This is a genomic window from Streptomyces alfalfae, assembly GCF_004127445.1.
Lineage (GTDB): Bacteria > Actinomycetota > Actinomycetes > Streptomycetales > Streptomycetaceae > Streptomyces > Streptomyces alfalfae.
Map to the genome: position 1 here is coordinate 301306 of NZ_QEXM01000038.1, position 20717 is coordinate 322022.

General features: G+C 74.0%; 13 protein-coding genes. 8 read left to right on the forward strand and 5 right to left on the reverse strand.

The window, feature by feature from the left end:
- Positions 1-100: 100 nt before the first annotated feature.
- Positions 101-727, reverse strand: a complete 627-nt coding sequence (locus DCW30_RS38230; RefSeq protein WP_422125988.1) for a hypothetical protein — start codon at positions 725-727, stop codon at positions 101-103.
- Positions 728-1094: 367 nt separating this feature from the next.
- On the opposite strand from DCW30_RS38230, the gene DCW30_RS17835 reads away from it, so the two are divergent.
- The 3 genes from DCW30_RS17835 to DCW30_RS17845 all read left to right on the forward strand — a co-directional run bounded on the left by DCW30_RS17835 (position 1095) and on the right by DCW30_RS17845 (position 3334).
- The gene (locus DCW30_RS17835) at positions 1095-1859 is read left to right on the forward strand and encodes a polysaccharide deacetylase family protein (protein ID WP_062768401.1); all 765 of its coding nucleotides are present in this window, start codon (positions 1095-1097) and stop codon (positions 1857-1859) included.
- A 150-nt stretch (positions 1860-2009) separates the two neighbouring features.
- Positions 2010-2357 carry a GntR family transcriptional regulator gene (locus DCW30_RS17840; protein WP_076687762.1) on the forward strand — a complete coding sequence of 116 codons (348 nt, stop codon included), beginning with the start codon at positions 2010-2012 and terminating at the stop codon, positions 2355-2357.
- Positions 2354-3334, forward strand: a complete 981-nt coding sequence (locus DCW30_RS17845) for a DUF1648 domain-containing protein (protein ID WP_076687763.1) — start codon at positions 2354-2356, stop codon at positions 3332-3334. Before DCW30_RS17840 ends, DCW30_RS17845 begins: the two co-directional genes overlap by 4 nt.
- A 52-nt stretch (positions 3335-3386) precedes the next feature.
- Here the strand turns inward: DCW30_RS17845 and DCW30_RS17850 are convergent, their stop codons facing one another.
- A complete protein-coding gene (locus DCW30_RS17850; protein WP_076687764.1) occupies positions 3387-4010 on the reverse strand; it encodes a HutD/Ves family protein in 624 nt (207 codons plus the stop codon).
- Between the two features lie 167 nt (positions 4011-4177).
- Here DCW30_RS17850 and DCW30_RS17855 point away from each other — a divergent pair, with 167 nt between their 5' ends.
- The gene (locus tag DCW30_RS17855) at positions 4178-4738 is read left to right on the forward strand and encodes a CchlQ (protein ID WP_076687765.1); all 561 of its coding nucleotides are present in this window, start codon (positions 4178-4180) and stop codon (positions 4736-4738) included.
- Between the two features lie 3 nt (positions 4739-4741).
- Here the strand turns inward: DCW30_RS17855 and DCW30_RS17860 are convergent, their stop codons facing one another.
- Positions 4742-5941: an epoxide hydrolase family protein gene (locus DCW30_RS17860; protein WP_076687766.1), complete on the reverse strand. Its 1200-nt coding sequence runs from the start codon at positions 5939-5941 to the stop codon at positions 4742-4744.
- A 226-nt stretch (positions 5942-6167) separates the two neighbouring features.
- On the opposite strand from DCW30_RS17860, the gene DCW30_RS17865 reads away from it, so the two are divergent.
- The gene (locus DCW30_RS17865) at positions 6168-7313 is read left to right on the forward strand and encodes an FAD-dependent oxidoreductase (protein ID WP_076687768.1); all 1146 of its coding nucleotides are present in this window, start codon (positions 6168-6170) and stop codon (positions 7311-7313) included.
- A gap of 9 nt (positions 7314-7322) precedes the next feature.
- Here the strand turns inward: DCW30_RS17865 and DCW30_RS17870 are convergent, their stop codons facing one another.
- Complete coding sequence (locus DCW30_RS17870) at positions 7323-9281, reverse strand: acyl-CoA dehydrogenase family protein (RefSeq protein ID WP_076687770.1); 1959 nt, start codon at positions 9279-9281, stop codon at positions 7323-7325.
- 154 nt (positions 9282-9435) lie between these two features.
- On the opposite strand from DCW30_RS17870, the gene DCW30_RS17875 reads away from it, so the two are divergent.
- Entirely contained in the window at positions 9436-10068 is a 633-nt protein-coding gene (locus tag DCW30_RS17875) for a dihydrofolate reductase family protein (RefSeq protein ID WP_076687772.1), read from the forward strand.
- 63 nt (positions 10069-10131) lie between these two features.
- Positions 10132-10683: a GNAT family N-acetyltransferase gene (locus DCW30_RS17880; RefSeq protein WP_076687774.1), complete on the forward strand. Its 552-nt coding sequence runs from the start codon at positions 10132-10134 to the stop codon at positions 10681-10683.
- A 51-nt stretch (positions 10684-10734) separates the two neighbouring features.
- Here DCW30_RS17880 and DCW30_RS17885 read toward each other — a convergent pair whose 3' ends face one another.
- Positions 10735-12342 (reverse strand): amidase, encoded by a 1608-nt coding sequence (locus DCW30_RS17885; RefSeq protein WP_076689742.1) that lies wholly within the window; start codon positions 12340-12342, stop codon positions 10735-10737.
- Between the two features lie 187 nt (positions 12343-12529).
- On the opposite strand from DCW30_RS17885, the gene DCW30_RS17890 reads away from it, so the two are divergent.
- Positions 12530-20704 carry a type I polyketide synthase gene (locus DCW30_RS17890; protein WP_076687776.1) on the forward strand — a complete coding sequence of 2725 codons (8175 nt, stop codon included), beginning with the start codon at positions 12530-12532 and terminating at the stop codon, positions 20702-20704.
- Positions 20705-20717: the final 13 nt, after the last annotated feature.

The window sequence follows — 20717 nt, forward strand, 5'->3', positions numbered from 1 at the left end:
CGACGAACCCGGAGGCACTTCCCGCCCACACCTCCGTCGGCGACGCCGCGAACACGCTGCCCACGGCCGCACGGGGGAATCCGTGCACGATCGTCTGCTGTCACGCCTTCCCGTCGCAGTGCGAGACGGCCGCACCCGCATGGGTGCCACCCGCCGCCCAGACGTCGTCGCCGGCCAGGATGTGCAGCCCGTACACGGACCCGGGCGGCGCCGGAAGGTCGCGCCGGCCGCGCCCGTCCCGCCGCAGCAGGACCTGAGCGCCGTCCCGCGAACCGATCAGCCAGGTCTCACCGCCGCCGGCGACGACGCTGGTCAGCGCCACGTCGCTCGGCGAACGGCTCTCGCGCCAGGTCTTGCCGTCGAAGCGGAGCAGATGGGCGCCGCCCGCCGAGTTCCACCCGTCCGCCGACCGGCGCAGGATCTGGCCCGCTCCTGCGCGGTCCTGGAGGATCCACGCCTCCTCGCCGACGAACTGCGCCTTGCCGAGCCGGCCCAGTTCACCGGCGCCGGGGAAGGTCGTGTCGCGGGTCCACGCCGTGCCGTCCCACCGGTACAGCATCGGCCGCAGTCCGTCGGCGGCGTGCTCGTATCCGCTCGCCCAGGCCTCGTCGGGCCCGCGGGCCGACAGGTCGGACACCGTCACCAGGGCGGACGCCGGGGGCACGGGCAGCGCCGACCAGCCGGGCTTCGCGGCCGCGGCCGGCGGCGACGCGGTGGCGGCGGCCATTGACACGACCGCGGCACAAGCGAGCACGAGACAGACGACAACCGCACGGAGACCGTTCACGAGACCCCCGCAGCACGAAGGGCGCAGAGCTTATCGGCGTCGCCTCCCACTGAACAGGCATCGTCCCGCGTGTTTCCGAGCGTCACTCGGTGTGGTGAGCGTTTCCCGTGTTCGGGGGGGCGTTCCGAGTGTTCGGGGCGTCCAGAGCGTCCGCTCCGGCCGTCGGGCGCCGCGGGTTGTCCGCGAACCACTCCGAAATTGTCCGTGATCAGTAACAGGCGCATCCCTCACCCGGCGCGTCTCGTCCTGCCAGGTGGTCGCGAGGCGACCGGGGAAGCGGCGAGGCACTGCGTGAAAAGGGGCGGACATGGCACGGCACGGCGGCGGGCGCGGCTGGTACGGCAAGATGGTCGGAGCGGCGCTCGGGGTGACGATCCTGGCCACCGGCGCTTCCGTATGGACCGCGCAGGCCGGCGCCACGGATGACGCGCCCCCGAGGGCGGCCGCGCCGGGCAAGGCCGTCAAGCCGGTCGAGGCGACCATCGCGCACGCGTCGGAGGCGGGAAAGCGCGGCATCAACATCACCATCGACGACGGCCCCGACCCCAAGTGGACCCCCGTGATCCTCGACCTGCTGCGGGAGCACGAGGTGAAGGCCACCTTCTGCATGGTGGGGGGTCAGGCCGAAGCCCACCCCGACCTGGTGAAGAAGGTGGTCGCCGCCGGGCACCGGCTGTGCGACCACTCGGTGTCGCACAACACCGCCATGGACAAGCAGTCCGAGGCCTACCAGTCGAAGCAGATACTCGACGCCGAGCGCATGATCACCAAGGCGTCGGGCGGCGTGCGGCCGATGTACTACCGGGCGCCCGGCGGGGCCTTCACCCCGCACAGCCGTCAGCTCGCCGCGTCCCGGGGGATGCGCCCGCTGGGCTGGAACGTCGACACCAAGGACTTCGAGCTTCCGGGTACGGAGGCCATCGTCGCCACCGTCGAGCGGGAGCTGCCGAACGGTCCGACGCTCCTCTTCCACGACGCGGGCGGCGACCGCACCCAGACCGTCGAGGCCCTGCGCCGGCTCCTGCCCCAGCTCAAGGAGCAGGGCTACACCTTCGGGTTCCCCGTGCGCTGAACGTTCCCCGTGCGCTGAACGGACGACTCCCCCGATGGGCGGCAAGCACCTTGCCGCCCATTTTTCATGCCCGGTGCAGCCCGGTACATCCCGATACGACCTGCACGCACTTCCCGGTAAGACGGGAATGGTGCTAGCGTCATTAGCATCATGTTGCTGAGACTGAACATCGCGGACACGAGTCCCCTCCATGAACAAGTGGCGGGATCGATCCGGCGCGCCATCGCCGAGGGTGAGCTCGCCCTCGGCGACAAGTTGCCCCCGGCGCGGGACCTTTCCCAGGTGCTCGGGGTGAACGCGAACACCGTGCTGCGCGGCCTTCGGACCCTGCGTGACGAGGGGGTGCTGGAGTTCCGGCGGGGCCGGGGCGTGACGGTGGCCGGGGGAGCGGATCAGCGCGCGGTGCTGCTGGACCGCGTACACGACCTGGTCACCGATGCCGCGCGCATGGGCTACAGCAAGACCGAACTCATAGAAATGATCAGGGGGACCTCATGAACGATCGCAAGGTGCGCGTGGGCGCGGCGACTTGGGGTGTGGCCGGATGGTCGGCCGGGGTGCTGCTGCTCCTGGTGGGAGCGCCCCTCGCCGCGAGAGGGCGACTGCCGGAGCGGCTGGCGACGCACTGGGGCGGCGGGGGCGAGCCCGACGGTTCCATGCCGCTGTGGGCGGCGGCCGTCCTTCCCGCGCTGATCTGGGCGGCACTGGTGGCGGTCGCGGCCGTGGCCTGGCTGCGGGCGGACGGCCGGACGGAAGCGGTGACCCGGGGGTGGCTCGGCGCCACGCTGCTCTCCGCGGGCGTCTTCCTCATGGGCGGGCAGGCGGCCGTGGTGCGGGCCAACGTGGACCGCGAACACTGGCGTGAGGCCGGTTCGGTGTCCGGCTGGATCGTGGTGGCCATCGTCGTCGCCGTCATCGTCGGACTGGCCGCCTGGCTGATGACCCGGCGAGACGTCGGCGCGGGCGAACCGGTCGCTTCTGCACCGCGGTTGGCGATCCCCGAGGGCCAGCGCGTCGTCTGGTTCTCGCGCGCGTCGAACCGGTGGCTGCACCTGATTTCCGTCGTGACCGGCCTCCCGGCCGTGGCGGCTGCCGTCGCCGCGGCGGCAGGCCTGACAGGACCGGCCTGGTCGTTGATCGTCCCGCTGGGCCTCGCCTCGCTCGCCGTCCTGTGCTGCTCCTCGGTGCGGACACGGGTCAGCGACAGGGGACTTGAAGTGTCCTTCGGTCCGTTCGGCCTGCCGACCCGCCGGTGGGTGACCGGGGACATCGAGTCGGCCCGCGCCGAGAACCGCGCCCCGGCGCAGGTCGGTGGATGGGGGTACCGGCTGAACGGCCTGGGGACCACGCTCATGCTGCGCGGCGGCGAATGCCTCGTCATCCGGGCCAAGGGCAAGGACTTCGCGGTGAGCGTCGATGACGCGGAACGCGGCGCCGCGCTGCTGAACTCCCTGACGGCGAGGACCGCGGCCTGACGTCGGGAGGGCGGGCAGGGGGAGCCCGAGCGGCCCGCCCTGCCCGCCCTCCTCAACGCACCGCGGCGATCCTGATCTCGGCCACCGCGCCGTCACCCCGCAGCGTCAACGGCCCCGGGCCTTCATGACGTACGCAGTCGAGACGGCCCAGCGCGGTCCCCTGACCGCCCGGAGTGGCGGCGGCGACTCCCTCGGTGGCGGCCGCGATTCCTTCGGTGACGGCCAGCACGAGGAGGGTCTCGCCCGCCGTGTACGGCAGTTCCGTCCCCTGCGCGGCGCCGACGGTGACGAGCCGCACGTGTGCCGTCGCCCGGCCCCTGCGGGTCATCACGTTCAGGTTCCGCACCGCGCCCGCCTTCAGCCGGCAGTCCGTGGCCGCGTCACCGGGAAAGGCGAACGGACTCAGCGGCCCGACCGCTCGCGCGGCCCCGTCCACGGTCAGCACCATGCCCTCGCCCTCGACGCAGGTGATCACGCGGTCGGTCTCCGGGAAGACCGAGAAGGGGCCTTCCGCGTCCACGTCCGCGACACTCACCCGCCAGTCACAGCCGCCCTCGTGCTCGCCGAGGACCGGGGGCTCCTGCACGGTGCCCGACGCGACCTCACGGGTCGTACCACCGCCGTTCTTCCACGGCACGGCGCGGTATCCGCTCCGGCGCAGCACTTCTCCGCCCATGCGGCCCGCCTCCTGTCCCCGTGTCCCGGGCCCCGCCCGGACACGTGGTCAACCGGTCCGCCAGCGTACGTGTTCCACGCTCTGTCCGAACCGCGCGCGGCAGGCCCCGGTCATCGGGCATGATCTGCGGGGCGGGCCGGGGGGCGACGCGAGAGCAGGGGGCACGGGTGGAGTGGGGAACGCTGGTCGCCACGCTGGGCGGTGGCCTGATCGCGATAGCGGGTACGGTCCTCGCCGACCGCCTGCGCACCCGCCAGGAACACCGCCGCGGCCTGCAGGCGCGCCGCAGGGACGTCTACACGGAGTTCATCGCGGCGGCGGGCGCGGCCCACACCGAACTGCGCCGCCTCGCGCAGAACCCCGCCGGGGCGGGCGACCTGGAGGAGGCGAGCCGGGCCGCCCTGACGGACGCCCGCATCTACGAGGTGCGTGAGCGCCTCTTCATCGACGCCAGCGCACGCGTCGCGGGCACGGGCCAGGCCATGTTCGAACGCCTCCGCGCCCTGCGGAAGGCGGTCGCCGCGGGCGCCGGCATCTCGGCCCCCGCGTTCCACGACGTCTACCACCCCTACCTGGACGCCGTCTGGGCCTACCGCGAGGCCGTCCGCGACGAACTGGAGGGCCGCGTCCTCGCCCCGGCCGACTTCGGCTGGGCCGCGTGGGACGGCCGTGAGCGCTGCCCGCACTGCGCGGACCGCGGGACGGACACGGCGGCCGGGCAGCGCTGACCATCACCGAGAGCCGGAGCGGCGGAAGGGGCGGAAGAACTCGCGCAGTTCGCGCGCGTAGCGCTCCGGCTGCTCGAACGGGGCGAAGTGGCCGCCGCGTTCGGGTTCACTCACGTACGCGAGGTTCGTCGTGCGCGCCAGCCACGCCCTCGGCGGACGGACGACGTCGCCGCGGAAGAGCGAGAAGCCCGAGGGCACCTCGACCCGGCGGGCGAGCTGCGCCGGGTCGATCGCGGCGTTCGCGTGGTACATCCGCATCGACGAGCCGATCGTGCCGGTCAGCCAGTACAGCATCACCGCCGTGAGGATCTCGTCCTTGGTGTAGACGCTCTCGATGTCGCCGCCGCAGTCACTCCACCCGCGCAGCTTCTCGACGATCCACGCGGCCAGGCCGACGGGGGAGTCGGTCAGCCCGAACGCGGCGGTCTGCGGCTTCGTCCGGTGCATCGCCCCGTACGCGCCCTCGCTTGCACCCCAGGCCCCGGCGCGCTCGATCCACTCCCGCTCCTCGGCCGACAGCTCCGCCGGATCACCGGTGAACGCGGGCAGGCCGCCGTCCGTACGGTGGACCGCCACGACCCGGTCGGGGTGATCGAGGGCGAGGTAGCGGCTCACGTGGCTCCCCATGTCACCGCCCGCCGCGCCGAACCTCTCGTAGCCGAGCGTCGTCATGAGATCCGCCCAGAGACCGGCCACGTCGAGGGAGCTGAGCGGTGGTCCGGTGGGCCGCTCGGAGTAGCCGTAGCCCGGTATGTCGGGCACGACCACGTCGAACGCGTCGGCGGGGTCACCGCCGTGCGCGCCCGGATCGGTGAGCAGCGCGACGACCTTGGAGTAGCGCCAGAACGAGTCCGGCCAGCCGTGGCAGAGCACGAGCGGCAGCGCGCTCCCGTGCGGTGCGGCGGCCCGCGCGTGCACGAAGTGGATGCCCAGGCCGCCGACCCTCGCGCGGTACCGGGGCAGAAGGGCCAGCCGCGCCTCCTGGGCGGGCCAGTCGAAGCCGTCCGCCCAGTAGTCCGCCAGCTCACGGAGGTAGGCGACATCGGCGCCCAGGGACCAGCCCGCGTCCTCGGGAGCGTCGGGCCAGCGGGTGGCGCGCAGACGGGCCCGTAGATCCTCGAGGACGGCCGGTTCGGCGCGCGGCGCGAACGGCTCGGGGCGCGACGCGGGCACGTCGGCGCCGGTGGCGGTGTCGCTCGTCATGCGCGCCATCCTGCTACGGCGAGTGGGGCCCCGCCCGCAGGCACACTCCCGGGTGTGTCCGGCGAGGAGCGCGGACGGCACGAGGACGAGCCCGGTGCGGGGCCGGACCCGACGCTGTCAGGCGGTTGTCGGAGGCGGCCGGGGCCCGTCGATGATCTGTCGGCGGTCTGTCGACGGCCGACCGGACAGTGGAGTGGTCCGCCCCCGGAAGTGAAGGGAACCCCCCATGACCCACGGCGTCACGATCATCGGTGCAGGTCTCGGTGGTCTCATGCTCGCCCGCGTCCTGCACGTCCACCGGATACCGGCCACGGTTTACGAGGCGGAGACCTCACCGGCCGCGCGTGCGCAGGGCGGGATGCTCGACATCCACGACTACAACGGACAGCTCGCCATCGAGGCGGCCGGTCTGCTGGACGAGTTCCGCGGCCTCATCCTGGAGGGCCGCCAGGCCATGCGGATCCTCGACCCGGACGGGACCGTCCTGTTCGACAAGGCCGACGACGGCACGGGAGGCCGCCCCGAGGTGCAGCGCGGCGAGCTGCGGCAGATGCTGCTCGACTCGCTCCCGCCCGGCACCGTCCGCTGGGGGCACAAGGCCACCGGCGCACGCCCCCTCGGCGACGGCCGGCACGAGGTGACGTTCGCCGACGGCGGCACCGTCGTCAGCCGCCTGCTGGTCGGCGCGGACGGCGCGTGGTCACGGGTCCGGCCGCTGCTCTCCGCCGCGACACCCGAGTACATCGGCAAGTCGATCGTCGAGACCCACCTCTTCGAGGCCGACACCCGGCATCCGGCCGCCGCGAAGGCGGTCGGCGGCGGATCGATGATCGCGCTCAAGGCGGAGAGGGAGATCTTCGCACACCGGGAGAGGGGCGACACGCTGCACGCCTACGTCGGGCTGTACCAGCCGCGGGAGTGGTTCGCCGCCATCGACTTCACCGACGCCCCGGCCGCCGCCGCGCGGATCGCGGAGGAGTTCGGCGGCTGGGCGCCGGAGCTGACCGCCCTGATCACCGACGCCGACACCGCACCGGTCCTGCGCCCCCTCCACGCCCTGCCGGCCGGGCACCGTTGGGACCGGGCGCCGGGGGTGACCCTGCTCGGCGACGCCGCCCACCTGGCGGCCCCGAACGGCGAGGGCGCCAATCTGGCCATGCTCGACGGCGCCGAACTCGGCCAGGCCCTCGCCGCGCACCCCGACGACACCGAGGCCGCGCTCACCGCGTACGAGGAGGCCATGTTCCCGCGCGGCGCCGAGGCGGCCGCCCTCTTCGACGGCGCCGGAGCGCACGGGACCGACTCCGGCCCGAACGCGATGCAGGACCTGGTCACCATGCTCATCCAGCAGGAACCGGGCAGCGCGGCCTAGCCGCCCCGCTCACCCCACCAGGTCGGGCGAGCGCAGCAGCCGCGGCGGGATGTTCCACGCGTCGACGAGGTCGGTCGCCAGGGGGCGGACCTTGCGGCACAGGTCGGTCACCTCGCGGCGGATGGCCTTGGAGCGCTGTGCCGTCAGCCGGCCGTGTTCCATGAACCAGGCGCGGTCCGCCTCGATGGTGGAGAGGGCGAAGAGGTCGCACAGCAGCTTCAGCGCCACCTTGTCGTCGCCCTCGGGCACCTCCTTCACCTTGTCGGCGAACGCTTCGAGCACCAGCCGCTCGACATGGGCGTGGGCCCCCGCGATGACGTGGTCCTGGACCCGGGAGAAGACGGCGCCGGGGTCGGAGTCCTGGTCCATGCCCCGCTTCAGCCGACGCGCCACACCGGCGAGCATGTGCTCCTCGCGGAAGCGGAGCATGGCGAGCTGGTACTCCGGATCGAGGAGGCCGGCCTCCCGGTCCCACTCGTCGCCGCCGGGCAGCAGGTCACGTACCCGTTCGAGGAGTTTGTGGGCCGATGTCTTCTCGATGACCGTCTCGACGGCGAGGCCCGTGACGTACCGGACCATGCCGAGCTGGTCCATGTTCTCGAACTCGCTCGCGTGGTGGGTCAGCAGCCCCTTCGCCACCAGTTGCAGCAGTACGTGGTTGTCCCCCTCGAACGTCGAGAAGACGTCGCTGTCGGCCTTCAGGGCGGCGAACCGGTTGACGGCGAGGTACCCGGCGCCCCCGCATGCCTCGCGGCACTCCTGGATCGTGCGCGTGGCGTGCCAGGTGCCGAGCGCCTTGGTGCCCGCGGCCCGTGCCTCCAGCTCACGCCGCGCGTGCTCGTCGTCGCCGGTGCCCGAGAAGACCTCGTGCAACTGCGTGCGGACGACGTCCTGGGCGAAGTGCAGCGCGTAGGTGCGGGCGATGAGGGGGAGCAGCCTGCGCTGGTGCATGCCGTAGTCGAGGAGCACCTGTTCGTCGGCGTCCGAGGCCGCCCGGAACTGGCGTCGCCGCTCGGCGTACTTGGTGGCGACGGCCAGGGCGACCTTGCTGGCGTTGACGGCGCCGCCCGCGACACTCACCCGCCCCTGCACCAGCGTGCCGAGCATGGTGAAGAAGCGGCGGTCGGGGTTGTCGATCGGGCTCCGGTAGTCGCCCTCGGGAGTGACGCCGGCGAAGCGGTCGAGCAGCGCCTCGCGCGGCACGCGTACGCCGTCGAACCAGATCCGGCCGTTGTCCACGCCGTTGAGCCCCATCTTGCGGCCGTCGTCCTCGATCCGGACACCGGGGGCCACCTCGCCGTCGACACGGACCGGCACGACGAACGCGTGCACGCCCCGCTGTTCCCCGCCCACCTCCAGCTGGGCGAAGACGACCGCGAGTTCGGCGTGCCGGGCGGCGTTGCCGATGTAGTCCTTGCGCGCCTGGTCCGTGGCGGTGGTGATGACGAACTCCTGGCTGCCGGCGTCGTACCGGGCCAGGGTGCCGAGCGCCTGGACGTTGGAGCCGTGTCCCGTCTCGGTCATCGCGAAGCAGCCCATCAGCTCCCCGGTGATCAGCCGGGGCAGGTAGGCCCTGTGGTGGCGCTCGGTGCCCAGGTGCAGGATGGCGCCGCCGAAGAGGCCGAACTGCACGCCGACCTTCACCAGCACCGACAGATCGCCGAAGGCCAGCGTCTCGAACGCGGCGATCGACGCGCCGATGTCGCCGCCACCGCCGTACTCCTCCGGGAAACCCATGCCGGTCTGACCCGTCGCCGCCAGCTCGACGACGAGCTCACGCACCCGCTCACGGAACTCGTCGAAGCCGAGCTGCTCCGCCTCGTCCAGCACGTCCGCGTACGTCGTGAGGTTGGCGCGGACCAGATCGCGGACCTCGGCGTACTCGCCGTCGAGCAACTGGGCGAGGGCCTGGACGTCGATGACGGGCTGCGCGTAGCCGCGCGGAGAGGCGGCGCTGTCGGTGACCATGCCGCCCTGCTACCCGACCGAAGGATCATCGAATCGGCCGCTTGGTCCGATCAGCGGTGAGGCCGCGTCGCGCTCCGGCCGATGAGTTCTCGCGCGGAACGATGTCCGAGGAGAGTGAGGGGCAGACCGCTGCCCCGAGAGGAAGTGGTGCGCGATGAGACTGGTACTGCAGGAGTTCCTGTCCCTCGACGGCGTCTGCCAGGGCCCGGGGGCCCCGGACGAGGACACCAGCGACGGGTTCACGCGGGGCGGCTGGTTCGTGCCCCATCTGGACGAGGAGTTCGAACGGCGGGCGGGCACCTGGCTCGGCGCCGCGGACGCGTTTCTGTTCGGCCGCCGTACGTACACGAACTTCGCCCGGGACTGGCCGAAGATGACCGAACATCCATTCGCGCACCTCCTGAACGGCCTGCCGAAGTACGTCGCCTCCCAGAGCCTGACCGAAGCCCCGTGGGACCCGACCACGATCCTGTCCGGCGACGTCCCCGCCCAGGTGGCCGAGGTGAAGCGGCGGCCCGGCCGCGAGCTGCAGATCCACGGGAGCGCCCGGCTGGCCCAGTCCCTGCTGGCGGCCGGCCTGATCGATGAACTGCGCCTCGTGATCGCCCCGGTGGTCGTGGGCGAGGGACGCCGCCTGTTCCCGGACGGCGGCGCCCCGGCGGGCCTGCGGCTCATGAGCAACGAGACGACGCCGGGCGGGCTCGCCATGCACGTCTACGCATGGGCGGGGCGCCCTGAGTACGGGACGTACGGGGCCGACGCGCAGGGCAGGGGCGGGCATGCGTAGGGGCCGGGAGGCCGGGGTCCCGGCCCGGCTCGTGTCCCCGGGGCGTGCGATAGGTTGCCCGCCATGACCGACCTCGGACACATGGCGTGGCCCCCGGCCCCGATCAGGACCCAGCGGCTCGTGCTCCGCGAGTCCGCGGCCCGGGACCGCGCGGCGTTCGTCGAGCTGTTCGCTTCGACGGAGGTGGGCGCCTACCTCGGTGGCGCTCGCGGCTCGCGTGAGGAGCTGGAGCGCGCGGCGCCCGAGGTGCCCGGCCGGCGGCCCGGCCTCTTCGTGGTCGACCTGGACGGCGCGATGATCGGCACGGTCACGCTCGACCAGCGTGACCCGGAGCGCCCGGGGCATGTCCGCCGGGACGCGGAGCAGACCGAACTCGGCTACCTGCTCCTGCCGACGGCCTGGGGGCGCGGGTACGCCGCCGAGGCGTGCGCGGCGGTGCTCGACTGGTTCGCCGGCGCGTGTCCGGGTGAGCCGGTGGTCCTCTGCACCCAGACCGCCAACGACCGCTCGATGCGCCTGGCGGCCAAGCTGGGCTTCACCGAGGTGGAGCGGTTCGAGGAGTTCAACGCCGAGCAGTGGTTCGGCGTGTGGCTCCCGGCGGCGACGGACACCTGAGCCTGCCGCCGGTGAACGGCCCGTGCCGCACGGGCCGTTCACCGGCGCTGGTCACCTGGCCGCGTCGCCCCCGACCGTCGGCAGGAAGCGCGGCGCCCGCCAGGCCTTCAGGCGGTGCTCCACCGCCGCCCCCAGTGACAGCAGCTCCGTGTCCTGCTGGTCGCCCGCCATCAGGAGGAGCCCGACCGGCAGTTCGCCCACGGACCCGGCGGGCACCGACAGGGACGGGTAACCGGCGACGGCCGCCGGGGTGGAGGACGGGATGACGTCGTTGTCGCCGCGGGCGCAGTCGGTCGTCCACGCGGGCGGGTTCGTGGGGGCGGCGATGGCGTCCAGGCGGTGGGAGGCCATGGTCTCGTCGATGGAGCGCCGGGAGAGGTCCTTCAGCTCCGCGCGCGTCTTCCGGTACCGGGGGTCGGTGGTAGGCGGCGCGGCGAGGGCCTGTTCGAACAGCTCCTGGCCCGGGAAGCAGGTCTGCTCCTCGGGGTGCGTGCGGTTGAACTCGATCAGCTCGGCGAGGTCCTGCGGCCCCTCGCGCGTGGCGAGGTAGGCGTCGATGTCCCGGTGGAACTCGCTGAGCAGCGCCGGGAATTCGAGTTCGGCGAGCCGCTCCTGGTGGGGAGGCTTCACTTCGACGACGACGGCCCCGGCCTTGCGCAGCTGCTTCGCCGTACGGGTCATCACGGCGTCCACGTCCGACCCGAGCGAGGGCAGGCGCCACAGCCCGATGCGTTTGCCGCGAAGGTTCGAGAGGCCCGGGTGGCCCTCAAGGCCCCGCGGGGCGGCCTCTCCGCCACGCGCGTCCTTGCCCCCGCTCAGCACCGAGAACGTGAGCGCGGTGTCGATCACGTTGCGCGCCATGGGCCCGGCCGTGTCCTGCTCGGCGGAGATCGGCGCCACGCCCGACTGACTGACCAGACCGAGGCTGGGTTTGTGGCCGACGACGCCGTTCATCCCGGCCGGGCACACGATGGAGCCGTCCGTCTCGGTGCCGATCGCCACCTGTGCCAGCGACGCGGCCAGCGCGGCGGCGGAGCCGGACGACGAACCGCACGGGTTCCGGTCGAGGACGTAGGGGTTCCTGGTCTGACCGCCCACGGCCGACCACCCCGATGTCGGCTTCGCCGAACGGAAGTTGGCCCATTCCGACAGGTTGGTCTTGCCGAGGATCACCGCCCCCGCCTTGCGCAGCCGCTTCACCAGCGTGGCGTCGGTGGCGGGCGGACTCCCCGCCAGCGCCAGCGAACCGGCCGTCGTCGGCATGTCGCGGGTGTTCACGTTGTCCTTGATCAGGACGGGAACGCCGTCCAGCGGCCCGAGGGTCCTGCCGCGCCGGTGCCTGACATCACTGGCCGCCGCCTGGCGCAGGGCCGTCGGGCTGACGTGCAGCACCGAGTGGATCCTGGAGTCGACTTTCTCGATCCGCCGCAGGTAGGCGCGGGTCAGCGCCGACGACGTGAGCGAGCCGCGTGCCATGCGCGCCTGGAGCTCCGGGATGGTCACCGTGTCGAGGTCCACCCCGTCGAGGGCGGTTCCGGACGGCTTCGGCGAACCACCGGTGCCGGACCCGGCGGCTTGCGCGCCCGCCTGTGGGCCGGCCATCAGAAGGGACCCCGCGACGAGGGCGGCGGTCATTGCGGCCATGCTTCTCTTCCCCATGCGCATCAGCGGACTACACGGGGCTCATCCGGCGCAAGGGTGCGCGTGCCCCTCGTGGAACGCGGACACCGCCTTCACGCCTCTCCCCGGACGGCGGCCCGCACCGAACCCATCGGGAGAACACGGATACTGGGACGGGACGTTCGGCGCCGCCGCTCTCAACCACACGCACACAGAGAGGAGTTCGATGCGAGCCAGCACTGGCGAGGACGCGATCAGGCCCATCGTGGAGATCCTCCGGGACCATGCCTCGCACCTCGGGGACAAGGTCGCCTTCCAGGACCGCCGGGTGCGGAGGACCTACCGGGGCCTGGAGCGGCGGACCGGTCGGTTCGCCGGTCACCTGTCCGGGCTCGGTCTCGCGCGCGGTGAACGGGTGGCCGTCCTCCTCGGCAACCGCGTCGAGACGGTCGAGAGCCTGCTGGCCGTGGTCCGCGCGAGCGGAGTGGGCGTACCGCTGGACGCGGGTGTTCCGGAGACCGAGCTGGAGAGGCTGCTGGACGACTGCGGTGCGCGCGTCCTGGTCACCGACGCGGCACGGCTGACGCGTCAGCCCGGGCTGCTGTCCCGCCTTGGGCTGACCCTGGTGGTGGCTGAGGGCGGCGCGGAGGACAGCGGCAGCGGCGGCTCCGGCGCTCCGGCGGACACGCTCGACGCACCCGGCGGCGCCGTGCTGCGGTACGAGGACCTGGCTGGTACGGAGGCGGCGGCGCGGGCCCGGGACGACCTGGGGCTGGACGAGGTGGCGTGGACGCTCTACACCTCCGGCTCCTCCGGTACGCCCAAAGGTGTGCTGTCCACGCAGCGCAACCGCCTGGCCCCGGTCGTCACGGGCCTGATGGGCGTCCTCGGCCTGTCGGAGCGGGACCGGCTGCTGTGGCCGCTGCCGCTGCACCACGCCATGAGCCAGGTGTCCTGCGTCCTCGGGGTGACCGTGGCCGGGGCGAGCGCCACGATCGCGCCCCGGTTCTCGGTGCGGGAGGTGCTGGGCGAACTGCGCCGCGAGGACGATCCGTACACCCTCCTCGCCGGGGTGCCGACGACGTACTCGGCCCTGCTCGACGAGGTCCGCCGCGAGAACGGCGGCGACGTGGACGGCCATGGCGCGGGCAGCGGCGGCGGCCCCGGGCTCGGTGCGCCCGCGCTGCGGGGCTGCGTCAGCGGGGGAGCCTCCGCCGGGCCCGCGTTCCGCAGGGCCTTCGAGGCGATCTGCGGTGTTCCCTACCTGGAGCACTACGGCAGCACCGAGGCCGGTCCGGTCACCATGGCGGCACGCGGCGAGGACGTGGCGGCCGGCTCCTGCGGCCGGGCGCTGCCGGGCACCCTGCTCCGGGTCGGCAGCGGCGCCGACGGACAGGACACCGGCGAGGGCGAGTTGTGGGTGCGGGGACCGGGCGTCATGGCCGGCTACCACGGCGCGCCCGAGGCCACCGCCGAGGTGCTGCGCGACGGCTGGTTCCGCACCGGCGACCTGGCCAGGATCGAACCGTCCGGCGACCTCGTGATCACCGGCCGGGCCGGCGACCTGATCATCCGCGGCGGCGTGAACGTCCACCCCGCCGAGGTGGAGGCGGTGCTGCGGCGGCTGCCCGGCGTGGCGGACGCCGCCGTGGCCGGACGCGAGCACCCCGTCCTCGGCGAGGTGCCCGTCGGTTACGTGGTCGCCGCGCCGGACGGCGCCGCCCCGGACCGCGGCGCCCTGCTGGCCGCCTGCCGCGCGGAACTGTCCGCCGCCAAGGTCCCCGCCGACCTGTACGAGGTGGACCGCATCCCCCGCACCGCCACCGGCAAGGTCCAGCGGTTCGCCCTCGCGGACCTGAACGCGCGGGCGCTCGGGGGCGGGACGGCGACCGGCCCCGCCGATGACCTGCTGGCCCTGGTGCGCGGTGAGACGGCGGCGCTCGTCGGCTGCCCGGTCGAGGACGTGGAGCCCGACACGGCCCTCCGGGACCTCGGCATGGACTCACTGACGGCGACGACGCTGCGGGAACGTCTCGCGGCGGCCACAGGGCTGCCCCTCTCCGAGGCCGTCGCCTTCGACTTCCCCACGGCCGCCGCGCTGGCCGACCACATCCGCGCGCGCAGCGCCGCCGCTCGCCCCGCCACCGGCGCCGCGCTCCCGGGCCCCGGCCGGCCGGACGACGACCCCGTGGTGATCGTGGGAATGGCCTGCCGCTATCCCGGCGGCGTGACCTCCCCCGAGGACCTGTGGGCCCTGGTGGCCGAGGGCAGGGACGCCATCGGCCCGTTCCCCACCGACCGGGGCTGGGACACGTCGGCACTGTACGACCCGGACCCCGGGCGGCCCGGCCGCACCTACGTCCGCGAGGGCGGATTCCTCTCCGGCGTGGACCGCTTCGACCCCGGCTTCTTCGGCATCTCACCCCGTGAGGCCGTGGCCATGGACCCGCAGCACCGGCTGCTCCTCGAAGTCGCCTGGGAGGCCTTCGAGCGCGCCGGAGTAGTGCCCCGCACCCTGCGCGGCACATCGGCCGGGGTGTACGTCGGGATGATGTACAGCGACTACGCCGGACGCCTCGCCGAGACCCCCGAGCAGGTCGAGGGCTACCTCAGCCTGGGCAACGCCGGGAGCGTCGCCTCCGGCCGCATCGCCTACACCTTCGGCCTCGAAGGACCGGCCATCACGGTGGACACGGCGTGCTCCTCCTCCCTGGTGGCCCTGCACCTGGCGGCCCAGGCGCTCGACCGCGGAGAGTGCTCGTACGCGCTGGCGGGCGGGGTCACGGTGATGTCGGGACCGGCGTCGTTCGTGGAGTTCAGCCGCCAGCGGGCGCTGGCTCCCGACGGCCGCTGCAAGGCCTTCGGGGCCGGCGCCGACGGCACGGGGTGGGCCGAGGGCGCCGGGATGCTGCTGCTCACGCGGCTGTCGGAGGCCCGCGGCGCCGGGCTCCCCGTGCTGGCCGTCGTACGCGGATCGGCGGTCAACCAGGACGGAGCGAGCAACGGACTGACGGCGCCGCACGGTCCGGCGCAGCGGCGAGTGATCCGGCAGGCACTCGTGGAGGCCCGCCTGACGCCCGGTGACATCGACGCGGTGGAGGCGCACGGCACCGGCACCCGGCTGGGCGACGTCATCGAGGCCGAGGCGTTCCTGGCGACCTACGGACACGAGCCGCGCGAACGCCCCCTCTGGCTGGGCTCGGTGAAGTCGAACATCGGTCACACCCAGGCCGCCGCCGGGGTGGCGGGCGTGATCAAGACGGTCCAGGCGATGGCGAACGGGCTGCTGCCCCGGACGCTGCACGCGGACGAACCCAGCACCCGGGTCGACTGGTCGTCGGGGCGGGTGGCGCTGCTGACCCGACCGGCTCCCTGGCCGAGGACCGACCGCCCGCGCCGGGCCGGGGTGTCCTCGTTCGGCATCAGCGGCACCAACGCGCACGTCGTCCTGGAGGAGGCGCCGGCCGACGCGTGCACACCTCCGCCGCCCCGGGTGGCGGACGGCCACGTCAGCGACAGCCAGGACGGCGGGGCTTCGGCGTCCGTCGCGGTCCCGGTGTCGGCGCGGACCGCGTCCGGGCGGCGGGCCCAGGCGCGACAGCTGTACGAGAGGGTGGCCGCCGACCCGGCCATGACCCCGCTCGACGTCGGCTTCACGCTCGCGACCACCCGTGCCGCCTTCGAGCACCGGACCGTGCTGGTGGTCCGGGACCGCGCCCATCTGCTCACTTCCCTCCAGGCGGTGGCACAGGGCACGACCCCACCCGGAGCACACACGGGCACGGCCCGCCGCCAGGGCCCGCCCGCCTTCCTCTTCACCGGCCAGGGCGGCCAACGCCTCGGCATGGGCCGCGAGTTGTACGCGTCGGCGGAGCGGCACCCCGCCTTCGCCCGGGCCTTCGACGAGACGTGCGCCCTGCTCGACCCCTGGCTGCCGCTGCCCCTGCGGGACGTCATGTTCGCCGCCCCCGGCGCCGAAAAGGGCGCTCTTTTGGAAACGGCCCGGTTCGCGCAGCCCGCGCTCTTCGCCCTGGAGACGGCCCTGTTCCGGCTCCTCGCCGACTGGGGCGTGCACCCGGAGCTGGTGGCCGGGCACTCGCTGGGCGAGGTGGCCGCCGCGCATGCCGCGGGAGTGCTGTCACTCGGCGACGCCTGCGCTCTGGTGGCAGCTCGCGGCCGGCTGATGGACGCGCTGCCGCCGGGCGGCGCGATGGCTTCGCTGGCCGCAGGTGCGGACGAGGTGGCGGACCACCTCGCCAGGGCGGGGCGCGCCGTGGAGATCGCCGCCGTCAACGGGCCGCTCGCGGTGGTCGTCTCCGGGGACGAGGCGGCTGTGGCGCAGACCGTCGCGGACTTCCGCGAACAGGGACGCTCGGCGACACCGCTCCAGGTGAGCCACGCCTTCCACTCGGCACGGATGGAACCCATGCTGGCCGACTTCGCGGAGACGGTGCGCGGTCTGGCCTTCGCCGCGCCGCGGCTGCCCCTGGTCACCGCCGTGGCGGGACGAGCGGCGACCGATGAGGAACTGCGCTCACCGGACTTCTGGGTGGACCACGTCCGCCGCCCGGTGCGCTTCGCCGACACGGTGACCCGGCTGCGCGACCGTGGAGCGGCGCACTACGTCGAGGTGGGGCCGGGCGGCGTGCTGACCGGCCTGGTACGGGACTGTCTCGCGGAGCGGTCCCCGGCGCCGCTCGTCCTGCCGACGCTGCGGCGAGCACGGCCGGAGGCCGACGCCCTGGTCGACACCGTCGCGGCCCTGCACAGCCACGGGACTCCCGTCGACTGGAAGGCCGTCTTCGCCGGACGCGGCCCCCGGCGCGTCCCCCTGCCCACCTACGCCTTCGAGCGCCGCCGGTACTGGCTCGAAGCCCCGGCCCGGCGCCGGCCTGCGCCTCCGCACGACGGACCGGCCCACCCCTTCCTGTCCCACCGCACCGCGACGGCTGACGGCGGCCTGCTGCTGGGCGGGCCGCTCTGCGTGCGCGACCACCCCTGGCTCGCCGATCACACCGTGGCGGGGGCGGTGCTGCTGCCCGGCACCGCCTTCGTGGAGATGGCCCTGCACGCCGGTGCGTCGCTCGGCACGCACGGCCTGCGCGAACTCGTCCTGACCGCACCGCTGGCGCTGCCCCCGGACGCCACCGTCGACCTCCAGGTGACGGTGTCGGGGCCGGACGGCGCGGGACGACGCACCGTCCTCTTCCACGCCCGCCCCCATGCCTCGCACGACCATGAACCCTGGCACCCGCACGCCTCCGGAACCCTCGGGCCGGTGGAGCGGCCGCAGGGCCGCCCCGCCGCCGACACCGGGGCCTGGCCACCACCGGGCGCCGTCCCGCTGGACGACGACCCCGCGAGTGACCCGTACGGGCCCCTGACCGAGGCCGGGTTGGGGTACGGCCCCTCGTTCCGCGGTCTGCGTGCCGCCTGGCGCCACGGCCAGGAGCTGTACGCCGACGTCGCACTGCCCGCGCTCGCACAGGCCCCGCTCGCCGAAGAGGGCGCCCCGCGGTTCCTGCTGCATCCCGCGCTGCTGGACGCGGCCCTGCATGTCCTGGCCGTCGACAGAGGCACGCCGGACCGTGCCGGAGCGGCATACGGGGACGGCGGCGGGGTGGCCCTGCCGTTCGCCTTCGAGGGAGTGAGCCTGCACACCGCCGGACGGGAGCGGCTGCGGGTGCGCATCTCCACGGCGGCGAACGGCCGGGCCGAGGTGCGACTGGCCGATGAGGGAGGGGCGCCCGTGGCGACGGTGCGTTCGCTGACGCTGCGGCCGCTCCGGGCCCCCACCCCGCACACCGCGCCCGCATCGGCGGCCCCGGCACTCCTCCACCGCATGGACTGGACGCCCCTGCCCGAGCCGCCCGTACCTCCGGCGGCACCCACCTGGGGAGTCCTGGGGCCGGCCGGCACACGGCTGGCCGATGCCCTCGCGCCCCGGGGCTCCGGCGTGTCCCTCCACCCCGACCCGGCATCGGCGGGCGACGGAGCACCCCGCGTGGTCGTCGCCTCGTGTCCGGCGCCGTCGGACACGACGACGGCGGACGCCGCGCGGGACCCGGCGGCCCAGGTGCTGGCGGCGGCGAGCCAGGCCCTGGAGCTGATCCAGGAGTGGCTGGCCGAGCCGCGCCTGGCCGACTCCTGCCTCGTCCTGGTCACCTCCGGCGCCGTCTCGCCGGTCCAGGACGACGACGCCGGCGCGGGGAACCACGCGCTGGCCCACGCCGCGGTGTGGGGCCTGGTCCGCTCGGCCCAGCGGGAGAACCCGGGCCGCCTGGCCCTGCTCGACGTGGACGACCACCCCGACACCTGGCGGCTGCTCCCCGCCCTCCTGGCCGCACCCGCACCGGCACCGGCACACGCCCCGGCCCTGGCCCCGGAGACGGCTGTGCGGGACGGGACGGCGTTCGTCCCCGCCCTCGCCCCCGTCGACGGACACGGGAAGCGCCGGCGGCGGCTCGATCCCGAGGGAACCGTCCTGGTGACCGGCGGCACCGGTTCGCTCGGCATGCTGGTCGCACGGCACCTGGTCGCCGCCCATGGCGTACGGCGTCTGCTCCTCGCCAGCCGCCGAGGCCCCCGGGCGCCGGGAGCGGACGCGCTCGTCGCCGAACTCGGCGAACACGGCGCAGAGGTGAGCGTGCGGGCCTGCGACCTCACGGACCGGGCCGAACTCGCCGCGCTGCTCGCCTCCGTGCCGGCGGCCCACCCGCTGACCGGTGTGGTCCACACGGCGGCGGTGCTCGACGACGGCATCGTCCCCACGCTCACCCCTTCCCGGCTGGAACGCGTACTGCGGCCCAAGGCCGACACCGCGCTCGCCCTGCACGAACTGACCCAGGACCACGATCTGGCGATGTTCGCGCTGTTCTCCTCCATCGCCGGTGTCTTCGGCTCCGCGGGGCAGGCCAACTACGCGGCGGCCAACCACGTCCTGGACGCCCTCGCGCGACACCGCGTACGGCTCGGTCTGCCCGGCACGTCCATCGCCTGGGGCCCGTGGCAGCAGAACGACGGCATGATGGCCCACCTCACCGAAGTGGACCTGCGCAGGATGGCCCGCTCGGGCTTCGTCCCGCTCGGCCAGGAGGAGGGGCTGGCCCTCTTCGACGCCGCCGTGGCCGGTGACGCCCCCGAGGTGGTCGCGGCCCACATCACCCGCGCAGCCCCACCGGAGGCGGGCAGCCACCGGACACCGGCCACCGCCGCGCGGGAATCGGGCGGTGACGGCGAGGCTCCGTTCGCGTGGCGACTGGCCGCCGCCTTCCCCGACGAGCGGACAGCCATGCTCGTCGCCGAGGCCCGCGCCCAGGCAGCCGCCGTTCTCGGCCACCCGGAGGGAGCGAGCGCGATCGACGAGAGCGACCGGCTGACGGACCTGGGCCTCGACTCCCTGGCCGCGGTCGACCTGCGCAACGCGCTCTCGGCGTCGACGGGTCTCGCCCTGCCGTCCACGTTGCTGTTCGACTTCCCCACGCCGCGTTCGGTCGCCGCCGAGCTGGCGGACCGGTATGCCAGGGAGGCCGCTGCTTCGGGCCAACGGCACACCGACGCCCCGGCACCGGTCGTGCCGGGTGACGACCCGGATTCCCTCGGCGCGCTCTTCCGCAGTGCCTGCCTCCGTGGACGTACGTGGGACGGCATGGTGCTGCTCACCATCGCGGCACGCCTGCGGCCCGTCTTCGACGACGCCGGGGCCGCCGATGCGGCACTCGAACCCGTCACGCTGACATCGAGCGGCACGGGCGCCCGGCTGATCTGCTTCCCCTCCTTCAGCATGCACTCAGGGCCCTATGAATACGGGCAATTCGGCGCCGGCCTGGAGGGCCTGCGGCCCACGTCGGCGCTGCGGCACCCGGGCTTCGAACCCGGCGAGGCCCTGCCTGCCACGCTGGACGCCCTGGTCACCGCGCAGGCCGCCGCGGTCCGGGCCGTCGCGGGGGAGACGCCTCCGGTGCTGTTGGGCCGCTCGGCCGGCGGTTGGGTGGCCCAGGCCGTGGCCGAGCGGCTGGAAGCCGATGGCTTCGCCCCGGCCGCCCTGGTCCTGGTGGACACCCACCCGCACGACGCGGACAGCCAGGGGCAGTCGGTCTCCGCGCTGACGTCGGCCATGCTGCGCCGCGCCGCGACATCGGCCGCGCTCGACACCGGCCGGCTCACCGCCATGGCCGGATACTTCGACCTCTTCGCCGACTGGAAACCCGCGCGGCTCACCGCCCCGACCCTGTACCTCCGGGCCCACGACCACCTGCCGGACGCGGAACGCGCTCCGGCCTGGGGCCTGCCGCACACCGAGGTCACCGTGCCCGGGGACCACTTCACCGTGCTGGAGGAACACGCCCGCACGACGGCGCTGGCAGCCCACCGCTGGCTGACCGGAACCATCCCCGGCTGACCGGGATCATTCC

Bases quoted from the DNA above. Each gene is read 5' to 3' on its own strand.
- DCW30_RS38230 (WP_422125988.1), bottom strand. From the start codon at position 727: ATGGCCGCCGCCACCGCGTCGCCGCCGGCCGCGGCCGCGAAGCCCGGC.
- DCW30_RS17850 (WP_076687764.1), bottom strand. From the start codon at position 4,010: ATGGGCGGAGAAGTGCTGCGCCGGAGCGGATACCGCGCCGTGCCGTGG.
- DCW30_RS17875 (WP_076687772.1), top strand. From the start codon at position 9,436: ATGAGACTGGTACTGCAGGAGTTCCTGTCCCTCGACGGCGTCTGCCAG.
- DCW30_RS17880 (WP_076687774.1), top strand. From the start codon at position 10,132: ATGACCGACCTCGGACACATGGCGTGGCCCCCGGCCCCGATCAGGACC.
- DCW30_RS17860 (WP_076687766.1), bottom strand. From the start codon at position 5,941: ATGACGAGCGACACCGCCACCGGCGCCGACGTGCCCGCGTCGCGCCCC.
- DCW30_RS17840 (WP_076687762.1), top strand. From the start codon at position 2,010: ATGTTGCTGAGACTGAACATCGCGGACACGAGTCCCCTCCATGAACAA.
- DCW30_RS17890 (WP_076687776.1), top strand. From the start codon at position 12,530: ATGCGAGCCAGCACTGGCGAGGACGCGATCAGGCCCATCGTGGAGATC.
- DCW30_RS17835 (WP_062768401.1), top strand. From the start codon at position 1,095: ATGGCACGGCACGGCGGCGGGCGCGGCTGGTACGGCAAGATGGTCGGA.
- DCW30_RS17885 (WP_076689742.1), bottom strand. From the start codon at position 12,342: ATGGGGAAGAGAAGCATGGCCGCAATGACCGCCGCCCTCGTCGCGGGG.
- DCW30_RS17845 (WP_076687763.1), top strand. From the start codon at position 2,354: ATGAACGATCGCAAGGTGCGCGTGGGCGCGGCGACTTGGGGTGTGGCC.
- DCW30_RS17870 (WP_076687770.1), bottom strand. From the start codon at position 9,281: ATGGTCACCGACAGCGCCGCCTCTCCGCGCGGCTACGCGCAGCCCGTC.
- DCW30_RS17865 (WP_076687768.1), top strand. From the start codon at position 6,168: ATGACCCACGGCGTCACGATCATCGGTGCAGGTCTCGGTGGTCTCATG.